10 protein-coding genes are annotated in these 12,979 nt (G+C 47.1%); 6 read left to right on the forward strand and 4 right to left on the reverse strand.

Annotated elements, in window-relative coordinates:
* Nucleotides 1–41: 41 nt before the first annotated feature.
* The 4 genes from OXH39_14340 to OXH39_14355 all read right to left on the reverse strand — a co-directional run bounded on the left by OXH39_14340 (nucleotide 42) and on the right by OXH39_14355 (nucleotide 5,759).
* Nucleotides 42–2,486 carry an ABC transporter ATP-binding protein gene (locus tag OXH39_14340; protein MCY3551635.1) on the reverse strand — a complete coding sequence of 815 codons (2,445 nt, stop codon included), beginning with the start codon at nucleotides 2,484–2,486 and terminating at the stop codon, nucleotides 42–44.
* A gap of 195 nt (nucleotides 2,487–2,681) precedes the next feature.
* A complete protein-coding gene (locus tag OXH39_14345) occupies nucleotides 2,682–3,098 on the reverse strand; it encodes a cupin domain-containing protein (GenBank protein ID MCY3551636.1) in 417 nt (138 codons plus the stop codon).
* Nucleotides 3,099–3,183: 85 nt separating this feature from the next.
* Nucleotides 3,184–4,002 carry a glucose 1-dehydrogenase gene (locus tag OXH39_14350; GenBank protein MCY3551637.1) on the reverse strand — a complete coding sequence of 273 codons (819 nt, stop codon included), beginning with the start codon at nucleotides 4,000–4,002 and terminating at the stop codon, nucleotides 3,184–3,186.
* Between the two features lie 59 nt (nucleotides 4,003–4,061).
* Nucleotides 4,062–5,759: a Na+/H+ antiporter NhaC family protein gene (locus tag OXH39_14355; GenBank protein MCY3551638.1), complete on the reverse strand. Its 1,698-nt coding sequence runs from the start codon at nucleotides 5,757–5,759 to the stop codon at nucleotides 4,062–4,064.
* A gap of 307 nt (nucleotides 5,760–6,066) precedes the next feature.
* Between OXH39_14355 and OXH39_14360 the strand changes: the two genes are divergently transcribed.
* The 6 genes from OXH39_14360 (at nucleotide 6,067) to OXH39_14385 (ending at nucleotide 12,974) form a co-directional block, all read left to right on the forward strand.
* On the forward strand, nucleotides 6,067–6,852 hold the full coding sequence (locus OXH39_14360) for a sigma-70 family RNA polymerase sigma factor (GenBank protein MCY3551639.1): 786 nt from the start codon (nucleotides 6,067–6,069) through the stop codon (nucleotides 6,850–6,852).
* 66 nt (nucleotides 6,853–6,918) lie between these two features.
* A complete protein-coding gene (locus OXH39_14365; GenBank protein ID MCY3551640.1) occupies nucleotides 6,919–7,284 on the forward strand; it encodes a hypothetical protein in 366 nt (121 codons plus the stop codon).
* A 66-nt stretch (nucleotides 7,285–7,350) separates the two neighbouring features.
* Nucleotides 7,351–8,010: a hypothetical protein gene (locus OXH39_14370; GenBank protein MCY3551641.1), complete on the forward strand. Its 660-nt coding sequence runs from the start codon at nucleotides 7,351–7,353 to the stop codon at nucleotides 8,008–8,010.
* Between the two features lie 530 nt (nucleotides 8,011–8,540).
* A complete protein-coding gene (locus OXH39_14375; protein MCY3551642.1) occupies nucleotides 8,541–8,789 on the forward strand; it encodes a hypothetical protein in 249 nt (82 codons plus the stop codon).
* 229 nt (nucleotides 8,790–9,018) lie between these two features.
* Nucleotides 9,019–9,963, forward strand: coding sequence for a ribokinase (rbsK, locus tag OXH39_14380; GenBank protein ID MCY3551643.1), 945 nt, complete (start codon nucleotides 9,019–9,021; stop codon nucleotides 9,961–9,963).
* Nucleotides 9,964–10,016: 53 nt separating this feature from the next.
* On the forward strand, nucleotides 10,017–12,974 hold the full coding sequence (locus OXH39_14385; GenBank protein ID MCY3551644.1) for a tetratricopeptide repeat protein: 2,958 nt from the start codon (nucleotides 10,017–10,019) through the stop codon (nucleotides 12,972–12,974).
* Nucleotides 12,975–12,979 lie beyond the last annotated feature (5 nt).

Here is a 12,979-nt window from a genome sequence, read left to right on the forward strand (position 1 = left end):
TGTGCGCTTTCTAAGCGTACACCGCAAAAATGTGTTATTGCCTACAAGGCACGAATCTTTGACAATTCCGTCTGCTTCTCACACAAGACTGCGTAAGTACCATCTTTGGCAAGAAGTTCTTCATGCGTACCGATTTCGTCAACTTTCCCATCTTTCAGCACGACTAACCGGTCAGCATACTTGAGCGTAGAGAGTCGGTGCGCGATGGCAAATACAGTACGACCGCGGACGAGCCGTTCCAACGCTTCCTGAATATTCGACTCGGTTTCTGTGTCTACGGACGATGTCGCTTCGTCTAAGATAAGGATTCTTGGGTCTTTCAGGATCGCGCGGGCGATAGAAATTCGCTGTCGTTCGCCGCCGGACACGCGAGCACCACGTTCACCGACCATTGTATCGTAACCATCGGTGAATTTGATGATAAATTCATGTGCATTTGCTGCTTTCGCTGCAGCGATAATTTCATGCCGAGAAGCCCCCGGTTTCGAGTAACCAATATTTTCGGCTATTGTCCCTTGGAACAGGAATGGATCTTGAAGCACCACACCTACTTGTTGCCGCAGTGCTTTCAACTTAATGTCTTGGGTATCATGCCCATCAATCTCTATTGAACCTTCACTTGGATCATAGAAGCGGGTAATCAGGTTAATCACGGTGCTCTTTCCAGCACCGCTGTGTCCGACGAGTCCAATCATCTCACCTGCCTCTGCTCGGAAACTGATACCGTTGATGGCGTTCTTTTCTGTGTCGTAAGAGAAATAGACATCCTTGAATTCGACATCGCCTTTGATATTTTCAAGGGTGACCGCACCTTCTCTGTCCGCAACACTTGGGGGGGTGTCTATGATTTCAAATACTCGTTCGGCAGATGTTGCGGCTCGGATGAATCGTTCGTTCATCTGACAGAGTGTGTAAACAGGTCTGAAGAACCGTCCCATTAATGCCTGGAACATAAAAAGTTCACCGAGCGTTAACAGTCCATTGAAGATTTGTGAACCACCAATCAACCATATCAAGATAGAACCGGAAAAGATAATAAATTCCATGATCGGGCGGTACAGCGTATACAACTTCGCCGCATTCATTTCGCCATCGAACACCTGATACGTCTTTTCGCTAAATCGGTTTACCTCGTAGCGTTCGCGCGCAAAAGCCTTGACGACTCGCACGCCTGGAATGGTACTTGCCAGTATTGTGCTAATGTCGGCATGCCGCTTCCATAGCACGGAAAACACTTTGCCCATCTTTTTCCCAAAGAAGATGGTAAAGAAAATAAGGCAGGGCACCGGAATCAACGTCCACGCAGCCAGTTTCCAATTGGTGAGAAACATAAAGGCGCAGATATAAACGAGCGTTAGTGAATCACCAATTAAATCTTGCAAGCCACTTGCAATGAACTCGCGGAGCCTTGCTACATCGCTTGTGATTCTTGACATGAGGTTACCGGTGTCACGCTGATTGTAAAAATCTAAGGAAAGCGAGTTGAGATGCTCGTATGTTTCGTTCCGAAGTCTGCGCGTGATATTTTGGCCTACCCATGCCATCATATAGCCCCGGACAGCACCAGCACCCATCGTGAAAACATTGAAACTAATCATTAAAATGATAATGGTGGTAAGGTGCCCCCAACTTCCAGCAACAGGAAGCGTTAGCCACCCTGAAACACCTTCAACTATCCCGCTGAGTTGTCCCCATGTCGGATCTGGAATCGGTTCACCAGTTGCGGTTAACGTAGCTCCGCTGACCCTACTTTGTGCTGGAGAAAGGACATTATCAACGACCTCCTTGCTCAGAACAGCTGGGAACAACGAAACGAGCCGGATAACCATCATCAAAGCAAGAGCAGGAACGGCAACGTGCCAAAAAGGGAATGAATATCTAATAAGTCGGAAGATGAGTTTCCCTTTTTCAACACAATTAACACAAACGCCAGACCAGCGCGGTAACGGTTGTCCGCATTTTTCACACTTGTTTTTATTTTTACCCCAGCCTTGCGGACGGTGTTGTTCCTCATGTTCTACATCCGGGTTCGCGTCTTGGACGAGCGTTTCCAATTCAGGCGTTGCTAACTCGAATTTTGGCGAGACTCGGCGTGAATAACGTGCAACTTCCGTGGCATCCTCGGACGTTCTGATTTTGAGGATATTGTTGCCGTACATTTCAACGATCTCAACAGCCTCAACTGATGTGAGTGGAATCTCACGAACTTGATGCTCAGGAGCACCGTTCTGGTTGAAAGCGAGGAGTCGTCTATCCGTAGCAATTACCCAATCTTTGCCATAATTGCCATCGAACCGAAGGTCGGTTGAAACAGCGACTTTAATTTCTTCGCCCTTTGCAAGTAACTCATGTGCCCGTGTTTCCAATTCCTCGGGCATTTCTTCCATTGTTGTTAACTCTTCGTTAGCCTGTTCGTCGGATGCGGGCTGTCCGTTAGAAGGGCCTTTCCGTAGAAATGTGCGCCTCACATCGGATGACTTCGACATTATCCCGCGCATAAATTAAAACCCCCACAGATTAAAAGGCGTGGTTTATCAGCCTATATTAAACAATTAAGACATTTTATTTAACGTAAAATATAGGAAAAGGGTTAAATTAAAATACAAAAAATTGACGAAAAGATATAAACATGCGCGGAATTGGCGGATTTAATCGTCTGGGACCTCAATTTGTCAATCAATTTACGGATTCGGGGGCGATGTACAAATCAACACCTCCATAGACTCATCACCTGTATTTTCGATACCATGCTCACACCAGGGTGGCAGATGGATAAATGTACCCGCCTCAACAGGAACCTTTTCACCAGCAAGAGTCATTACCCCTTTTCCTTTTAGGATAACGTAGCATTCCTCGGTATGATGGCTCCCCGGTTCAAGGACGACGTGCGGCGGTACAAAAAATATGACTAACCCCAAGTTTTGTGCGGGCGCGTTCGGGTTTGCTGGATGCACAACCCGTACGCCGATACCGTCGCAACCCGAGTACTTTACAGGCACACCGTCTTGGACTGTGACAACGTTCGCTTGCACCTGATGCGCAGGTTTCGGAATAGGAGGTTCTCCTTGATACCCTTTGAACATCGTAATTTTTGCCATTTTTTTCTCCTTAATAGTAGTAGGCACACGCCCTGTGCCGTTAAACCCATACATAATAGCAGGCACACGGCGCGTGCTGTCATATCTACCAATCTCGTGTATAGCCAGCGGTCCAGCCGCCATCTACCGTGAGGATGGTACCGTTAATATAGCTCGCATCTGGCGATACAAGAAACAGCACTGCTGCTGCCATTTCTGTCGTTTCTCCGGGTCGCCCCAGTGGAATGTGTGATAGTAGACTTGCGGCGTTCTCGGTGTAAGCACCGTCGTCTCCATAAAAAAGTGCCTCCGTGCCACGCGTCAGGGTTGAACCGGGCGCAACAGCATTTACCAAAATCCCTTCAGGACCCAATTCCAATGCCATTGAGCGGGTCAGGTTCGCAACGCCTGCTTTCGCCGCGACGTAAGCACTCTGCAGGCGCAGCGGTACCAATCCGGCGATAGAACTGATATTAACAATGCGTCCAGTGGCATTCTCAGAACCAGATCTGCTATGAGATTTAAGGATATAAGGGATAACGGCACGGCTCGTCTTAAAAACGCCTGTGAGGTCTATTTCCACGATCCGCTGCCAGTCCTCTAAGGTGTATTGATGGATCGGCACCCTATCGCTTCGGGTATTAACCCCGGCATTGTTTACGAGAATCTCGATTTTCCCGAAATGCGCCGCAATCTGAGCAGCGACATCCTCCATTTGTGCTGCGTCTGTTACGTTGCCCTCCACGAACAGACAGGTTCCACCCATCTCTTTAATCTCTTCCGTGGTTTTTATACCTGCTTGTGTGTCAATATCTACAATTGCCACGTGTGCACCGTTGTCGATCAGTGCGTCTACGGTGGCTCGCCCGATGCCATTCGCGCCCCCCGTAATAACTGCGACCTTTCCTTCAAGTGCAACCTTCATGTCATTCTCCTTTTCCGTTTCAGGGTTTTTGTAGAGATGATGCTTTTCTCCGTTTCCATCTACGACGCGGTTGGCGAGACATCACGCGATTCGTGAAACTTACGGAAAGCAGCGACACCATAGAACAACAAGACGATTAAGATTGTACCACCGGCGATCCCCATCGCTGAGGAGATTCCAAGCGCGGCAGGGAGATAACCGCAGACCAAAGCGATGGTTGCAACGGTAAGACTGTAGGGGAGTTGTGTTCGGACATGGTGCAGCGGATCGCAGCTACTGGCGATGGAGCTGAGAATCGTTGTATCTGAAAGCGGCGAGCAGTGGTCCCCGAAGATAGCACCGTCCAACACCGCACCGAGGCAAATGATTGTCGTTAATCCGTAACTCCCGTTGTCAAGCGAGAATGCCACTGGAATAGCAGTGGGTATCAGGATTGCCATTGTTCCCCAACTCGTACCGGTAGCGAAAGAGGTCACGGACGCGCATATAAAGACGAGGAGTGGAAACCAGAGGGGTGAAACGATGTCACTAAGCATCGTCGCGAGAAATTGACCCGTCATCAGTCTATCGCAGCTCGCTTTTAAGCCCCATGCCAATAACAGAATACTCAACGGTGTGAGACTCCCTTTTACACCACTCCAAACGACTGGAAGGATGTCTGAAAATCGCAGTTTTGAGAGCCAACGTGCACAGACAATTGCAACAATAAACCCGCTCGCGGCGGCACAAGCGAGAATCTTGACGTTGTCTGCCGCTGAAAGCGCGTTCCGCCATGCAGTGAGTGAGAAGATGGATCCTGTGCCTTTGCCATCTATCCAGAAACCACCTAACAGTAATCCGAAAAGTGTTAGAAGCGGTAAAACGGCTGAAAAAGGTTGTATAACAGCGTTTGGCAAACTGGTGAAAGACGCGGTATGTCCGAGTGCCTTCGCATCCGGTGCGGCAACATTTCCAGTTCTCCGCGCACGCGTTTCCGCTTTGTGCATCGCACCATAGTCCCTGCCACTGATTGCATTGACAATGACAAAAATAATGGTCAGGATACAGTAAAATCGGAAACCGAGTGCATCGAAGAACATCGAATATCCGTCACGTTCAAGTCCGATCGTCTTCGCGATATCTTCAAAAAGCCCCACCTCATAACCGATCCACGTGCTAACGAACGCGAGACCCGCAATCGGTGCACTCGTGGAATCCACAAGGAACGCCAATTTTTCGCGACTGACGCGATGATGATCGGTGAGTGGACGCATCGTCGGACCCACGAGCATAGCGTTGGAATAATCCCCAATAAAGATGAGAATGCCCATCAAACCCGTAATGAATTGTGCTGAACGTGGTCCCTTTGCGAACTGAGAGAGCCATACGATAACCCCACCGATGCCCCCGGATGCTACCACAACAGAGATTGTCGCCATAATGAGACACACGAATAGGACGACCCAGAAGTTAAATAGATCCACGCCATCATTGCCGATGCTTACAGCACGGGTGAACCATATTACTTCCGTCAAGAGACCACTTAGGGTAGCACCTTTTTGGGTCCACGACAGCAGGATTCCAACACCTACCGCTATGCCGAGGCTCGGCAGCAATCGGGTTGTCACGATTGCTAATGTGACAGCGAGTAGCGGTGGAAGGACGCTGTACCATACAAGGGTTTCGGCATCACTCACCTGCTCTGCACGCCACTTAAAAATGAGGCTAAGCCCCAAAAAGATTAAAAAGCCGATAACAAATTTCAGTTTAGAATTCATCAGCGTCCTTGGCATGTTCCTCTTTAGATTTGTGGGATTTATCTGTTCTCGCTTGTGTGTATCATAGCAGTTTTTGGTGTCGCTTGCAAGCCTAAACTTACCTATGGAGGTATAAATATTTTGTCAAAAGTTACTGACGAAAACCTTTTGAAAGTCTTCGTTGTATCAAGACATACTATGAAAATATATACAAAAAAAATACATACAAAAGACCTATTATGTCGGAATTCGCCCCAAATTTTCGTGATCTATATATGAAGGCAATCACACGATCATTTCGGAAAAGATGAGGTGAGCACTTGAATAGGTGAACAATGTTTGTTTAAATCGATGGTTCGTGGAAACCGATGACAAAGAAGAGGCATGTAGACTTATCTTCAATGCGTATTACAAGGCTGTCTTCGACGCAGTTATCAGAATGCGGCGGAATCATCCAGATACCGTCGTCGATCCCGATGAAATCACCAGCGATACCTTCATCAAAGCCTTCGAGAAGCGGAAAGAAATCCAAGAACCGGAGAAGTTGGTAGAGTGGTTGGTAACCGTCGCGGAAAATCTGATGATTGACGAGATAAGAAAATCACGCCAAAAGCGACGCTTGTCAGCTATATTGGTTGGGACCGTTTTTGATGTTGAAAAAGAGGAACCCTTCGCATCAACGCTCGTGGAAACTGATACCGAGCAATCCGAAGCAGACCAGTATCTGGTCGCACAACTCCTCCGTCTCCTTCAAGATACGGACAGGGAAATCGCAGAACTTAAGGGTGCTGAGCTTTCTGCCAAAGAGATAGCGGAACTGATAGGTTCTACTACACCCGGAGCAGTTCAGAAGAAATGGGAACGACTCCGCAAGTGGTTGGAACCCATCGCCCGCAATTTAGATGCTTTGATCAACTGCCTCCCCAAGGAGAAAGACAAGTGGATTATGGAACGGTACTTGGATGGACAACCGCTATCGGTGATTACGGAAGCACTTGGTGTCTCTCCCGCCACCGTTGAGCAAACAGTGAGACGTGTGAGAGCACAGTGGAAGAAAGCTGCGACGGACAATCCCACGGATCCTGTTTCCGCAATGGTTAAGAAGGAGAGATAATTATTAATTTTTCGTTTTGTATTGACTTTTTTGGACGATTTTCATATAATCAAAGGAGAAAAAACAATGAAAATGTCTTTACGTCAGATGATTGTAGTTGTAGTGGTTCTCACCTTGTCAGGTATTTCTCTAACCACAGCACCTGAGGCTACATGGGACCGTGCGTCATCACACCTCGTGACCGTTGATGTTTACAGTGTAAGCGGTGCATATTGTTACACCTACGGTTACAGTTATTATGTGCCGGATACAACCACACAACACTACAAGTATTACCACAGGGGACCTACTGTGCCAAATACGCATCCATATCCACACACGGCGACCCTCACAGGTACACATCAGCATGAAACCGAAGAAGATTTGGACACCTTGTGTGATGGAAGGGATCCTTTCGACAGTTCCGGCACTATGTACGCTTCGGATTCCTAATCCTGTTGAAACTTAGGGAAGTCATCTATGACTTCCCATCTTCCTAAAAGGTAGAAAGGATTTCTCATGCGACTCTTTATTATTCCTGTTCTCATTGTTTGTGTCATCTCAATCGCGTTATTTTTTTTTCTGGAACATGACACAAAGAAATTTATCAAAAACCTTTCCCCATCCCCGGTGCCTACGATAGATAAGGGAAGCGAACATGCAACCGAGACGGCGGATACCCCCTCAATAGATGACACATCTTTGGTTGATACTCAAGAAACCCAAAGAGTCGTTGAAGCAGAGGAAGTACACCCACATCACCCTCAGGCAGATGGCACCCATCAACACGAGCACACACACTCCCATGAAGATGATACTGAAATTTCAGAACCGAATCGAATCCCACTCGCCTCGGCAAAATCTAACACGAAGGAGGATGTGAAGGCAAAGCCGCCAAAACCCTTTGAAACTCTCAAAAAGAAGTTGATTGAAGAGCACGGTGATATTCCGTTAGTCCATACATACATTGGTTTGAAACAGAAGTTTCTGAATCAAGAACAAATGACAATAGATGAGGTCAGCACTTATTGGGAAGCAACAATGGTTTTCAATCCGACCTCTCGGAATCGAAAAACCTATGAGCTAATAAAAAGGCTCTCATCGCAAGCAGATCCTGGCACTTTTGAAATCATTTATGATCCGAAAAAATTAGAAGAAAAAAAGAGATCGGCTCAATGAAAAAGATGCCTTTTTATAGGAACTCATAGCGAGTAAGAGCTAAGAATTCAAAGTCCATGGAGATCTGAGGCGGAAAGAAAAGGACACAAATTATTTCCCTTTCTTTCCCTATCAGACTACATCATTATGCTTTACTCAATATAACTTCTAGGACTGTGCCCTCCTCAAGGAATTCGTTTCATAGCAAAAGCCAGAGCATGCGATCCACGGCCATAGTAACGGATTTCGCCCTCACATCACCCGAAAATCGGGCGGAATATTCTCTTTATACACGCACAAAACATCCTGCCTATCAAGTACCTCAAATACATCTGAATGCTTGTGGAATCGGTACTGTCCTGTTCATCTTTTCCTTCTACACTCGTGCCTAACCGATCACAGTACCGATCCCTAATGCATCCGTCACCATAGGAGAATGGATCGCGTAGCGTCCGATTGGAAGCAAATATCCTACTGAATTAGAACAGTTAAGAGCGTTTTAGAAATCCGACTTCTACCGAACCGTCATAGACAACGACCTCTTCCGTCCCGTGGGGTGGACACCCCCACGTCTACAAGAACCCTACCGCTTGCTTGGAACCATCATCCCTACAGACACAAAGATTCCCTCAAGAGCCATCATCCAAAACACCGTAGGAAATCAGACGCACATTGTCACTATCGGTGATACTCTTGAGACAGACACGACCGTTACAAATATCCAACCCAAGCGTGTCATCGTTGAGAAAGCAGGACAGCAGAGAACCCTCACCTTAAACGCAACGCCGCTGATAAAATAATTAGAGATATGGCGATTGCCGGATTTTGACGAAAAACAACAAATCTTGATTCAGACAACTAACGACTGACGGCTGATTGCTGAAAACCGAATGCCCATGGAATGAACCCGATAAAATCTTGACAATCGCACTGTATGTCAACTATAATTGTCAAAAATCGTTCTTTATAATAGCAAGTTTTGGCTTGCAAGCTACGCCAAAAGAATTAAAAGAATAGGAATGCGTCGTGATGAACCATACAACACCGAAAGTTACCGTTGTTGGCAGTTTGAATGTTGATCTGGTGTGTCACGCGACACACCGACCGAACAAAGGAGAAACGCTCATCGGTGATGCTTTTGATATTTTCACGGGTGGGAAAGGATTTAATCAAGCAACTGCTGCCGCACGATTGGGTGCTGAAGTCACGCTTATCGGAAGTGTTGGCGCGGATCTTTTTGGAGATATGCTGCTCACAGCGACAGCAAATGAACATATTGACAGCAGGTTTGTCACAAAACGTACGAACGTTGGTACAGGTGTTGCAACTATCGTGATTGAACCGGATGGCGACAATAGCATTATCGTCGTGCCGCGCGCAAATATGGCACTCACAACAGCGGATATAGATGCCGCTGCCGATTGGATCGCGGACGCGGATGTACTCCTTTTGCAATTAGAAACACCGATTGCAGCGTCCGAACATGCTGCAGCAATTGCCAAGAGACACGACACACGGGTAATATTAAATCCCGCACCGGCGCAACCACTACCGGATAGTCTTTTGAGATACGTTGATATTCTCACACCAAACCAATCCGAGACGGAGTTACTATCGCGGTTGAAGGTGAGTAATCACGAAGAGGCGTGCCGCGCAGCAGAGGTGCTACGCGCTCGGATGGTGGATACCGTAGATGCTGCTGTCGTGCTAACGCTTGGAGAACAGGGTGCATTGATGTTGACAGCCACATCATCTGAACATATCTCCGCGCTGCCTGTTGAACCTGTAGATACTACAGGCGCAGGCGATGCTTTTTGTGGCGCACTCGCAACCGCCTTGGCGAGCGGTGAAACCTTACATTCAGCAGTTGCGTTTGCAAATGCCGCTGGCGCGGCAGCGGTCACTGTTACGGGTGCAACACCTTCCATGCCGACACGCGCGAAAATTGAATGTCTATTAGAATCTGAAAAATAAAAACCTTAGGGTAGAGAAACCATATTCTGTAGTTCATCAAAGGAAAAAATAAAATGAAAAAAACAGTGCTAAATCCCACATTTATTGTGCTAATTGTATGCTTAGGATTCAATACATCTTTCCTACAAATTTCCTCCGCGGCGGAAAAATGGGAATCGAACATGAGAAAAGACTTCTCAAAGATGTTGCGGGAGAAGAAAAAACCCGCGGAGAAACATCGCGAACTCATCCTCAAGTGGCAGAAAGAGGGACGACTTTCCACACTTCTGACGCTTTATACGGCGGCGAATGAGAATCGCCAGGCACAGGAGCCTTCATCCGCCAAAATTGAGGCAGCGTTCTACTACGGTTTAGGCTACGTACATGCCCTCCAAGCTACGGAAACCGGTGAAGAACTAAATACTGCAATTACCTATTTGCAACGCGCACTTGAGATTAATCCAGATCTATTTTGGGCGCGCTTCAACCTCGGCGGTATCTATCAGGAACAAGGCAAAGACGAATTGGCACTTGCTGAATTTGAGTCTTGCATCGATTTAAACCCGAGTTACTACCCTGTTTACTATCGCATCGGTGAGATTCATTTGAAACGGCAGCACTACCCGGAGGCACTCCACGCCTTCGAGTCAGCACGGAAGTTGAATCGGAAGTGGGAGTATCCGCAATACGGTATCGGTTTAGTCTACTTCGCACAAGGTGAGATAGACCGCGCCCGAGAGGCATTTGAGAATATTACCCGTCAAAAAAAGAAGTTCGCTCCCGCCTACTTCAAACTTGGACAGGTGCTTGCCATGGAAGGTTTCTTTGATGATGCATTGAAAGAATACGCCAAAGGGTCCCAACATCAAGACTACTCCGGACAGGTGCTTTACGAGTTGGCGGTTATCTTCGATGAAAAAGGCAATACAGATGGAGCAATTCGGCTATATCAACGCACAATTGAGGTTGAACCAACCCATGCAAAAGCACATTTCGCGCTTGGAGAAGTCCTCTATGCAAGTGGTGATACCGTGACAGCGGTCCAACACTATCTACAAGCATTGGCACTCACGCCAAGCATTACGGACACTTTCTATGAACCGCTTGAACCTTACTTCGCCGGATTGATGACCCCAGATGAAGCGATGCCACTTTTAGAGAAAGCGATGCTTGTTCTCCCTGACGATCCACGCTCTCACTTTTATGCAGGCATCATTAAGGCGGACGTAGGCAACATTGAAAAAGCCATTGAACATTACGAAAAGACGCTTGAAATTATTGAGGCGGACGCGAGTTATCTACAAATTGAACTCACTTTGGGAAACCTTAACGATGTTTATTTCAAACTTGGTGAACTTTATCACCAACAGGGAGATGTAAACACTGCTGTTGCCTACTTTAAACGTGCCTTGGAATTAAATCCAGAATTGGCAGATAGATTTATCACACAGGGACAACGCGCTTTCGATGCAGGCAACTACCAAGAAGCCATTGAGCCGTTAAATACACACCTCCTACTGTTTCCAGAAGACATCAGTGCTACCTATCTGCTGGGGCAAAGTTACGAGGCTGATAGCGATACAGATAGCGCACTTGTTTTTTATGAACGCACTTTGGCATTAGACCCACAGCGACCAGATGTGCTTCTCAAGATGGCTCACATTTATCGTGGACGCGAGGCACATCAACAGGCGGTTAACACCTTACAACGAATTATTGAAATCGCGCCTGAAACGACTGAAGCACACTATCTGCTGGCACTCTCTTATCTTTCACTAAAGCAGCCTGATGATGCGTTATCCGCATTTCTTGCTACTGTTCGGTTGCGTCCAGACGATGTCGCAGCACACTACCACGCGGCAATCGTTTTTGAGCAGAAGGGCGAGATAGACAACGCCATTGCACATTATGAGAAAACGATTACGCTTGATACAACGCTGCTTGAAAACGACATAGGCAGGAGCTTACAAACTCCCTTGCCGGGCGTTGAAGCAACAGAAGCGGAGCCCTTTTTCCGACTCGGTGCGATCTATCGTGAACGCAACGACGAGGATAATATCATCCGTGTGTATCAACCTGCATTGGAAATAGAGCCTGCGCATCCAGAACTTCATCACCTCCTTGCTGTTATTTTTGAGAAGCGGGACGAGCGTGAAGATGCGATTCGGTACTACGGATTAGCGAATCAGTACAACCCGGAAAAATTCGATTGGCACTATAGTTATGCACGCGTGCTTGACCGACACGCTGAAACGCTCGGAGATGACTATCATAAACATGCTGAGATGGCTGTTACAGAGTACACGACAACCATTGCGCTGAATCCGGACTATATAGATGCTTACTTTTATCGCGGGATGCTCACGCTTCGTTATAGGCAGATAGGCAAAACGCTTTATCGCTATAGCCAAATTTTAGAGGATTTCAGGCAAGTGGCTGAATTCCAACCCAGAAATCGTGAAGCGAACTACCAGCTCGGGGTCATTTACCTTGAAATTGATCGGCATCGTCTCGCCAAAGAAGTTTTTAAGAAGATGCTCTCTTACGCGCCAAAATATAGGGGCATCCATCTGCACCTGGGACAGATTGCGGAATGGGAGCAGATGTGGAAACAGGCAATTCAGCACTATGAAGCGGAAGCCGCGCTTATTCAACAACCGCCTGAAGAAAGCGATGATATTGCCGTCAAAACGTATCAACGTCTCGGTAATCTCTACTATGCACACGCCTTAGATTACAATGCGGCGAAAGAGACGTTGGAGAAGGCACTTGCTTTAGATGATACACACGTGCAAACGCTGCTCAACTACGGTAATAATCTTTTCAGTATGGATTTACTCGGCGCAGCTGCAGAACAATTTGAACGAGTGATACAACTGGAACCGGGCAACTTGACAGCGAACTATAACTTGGCGTTGATGTATGAATATACAGAAAAGAGCGCACAAGCGAAAGCCCAGTGGCAACGTTTTCTCGATCTTGATCCACCGGAGCAGTGGAAAAATGAGGCAAAAAAACACCTGAATCAATAACGCCT

The sequence above is a fragment of the Candidatus Poribacteria bacterium genome, from assembly GCA_026702755.1.
In the GTDB taxonomy this organism is placed as follows: Bacteria; Poribacteria; WGA-4E; order WGA-4E; family WGA-3G; genus WGA-3G.

What these genes read in the sequence shown, in the direction of transcription:
- OXH39_14340 (MCY3551635.1), bottom strand. Translation starts at nt 2,486, where the DNA reads ATGTCGAAGTCATCCGATGTGAGGCGCACATTTCTACGGAAAGGCCCT.
- OXH39_14345 (MCY3551636.1), bottom strand. Translation starts at nt 3,098, where the DNA reads ATGGCAAAAATTACGATGTTCAAAGGGTATCAAGGAGAACCTCCTATT.
- OXH39_14350 (MCY3551637.1), bottom strand. Translation starts at nt 4,002, where the DNA reads ATGAAGGTTGCACTTGAAGGAAAGGTCGCAGTTATTACGGGGGGCGCG.
- OXH39_14355 (MCY3551638.1), bottom strand. Translation starts at nt 5,759, where the DNA reads ATGAATTCTAAACTGAAATTTGTTATCGGCTTTTTAATCTTTTTGGGG.
- OXH39_14365 (MCY3551640.1), top strand. Translation starts at nt 6,919, where the DNA reads ATGAAAATGTCTTTACGTCAGATGATTGTAGTTGTAGTGGTTCTCACC.
- OXH39_14370 (MCY3551641.1), top strand. Translation starts at nt 7,351, where the DNA reads ATGCGACTCTTTATTATTCCTGTTCTCATTGTTTGTGTCATCTCAATC.
- rbsK (MCY3551643.1), top strand. Translation starts at nt 9,019, where the DNA reads ATGAACCATACAACACCGAAAGTTACCGTTGTTGGCAGTTTGAATGTT.
- OXH39_14385 (MCY3551644.1), top strand. Translation starts at nt 10,017, where the DNA reads ATGAAAAAAACAGTGCTAAATCCCACATTTATTGTGCTAATTGTATGC.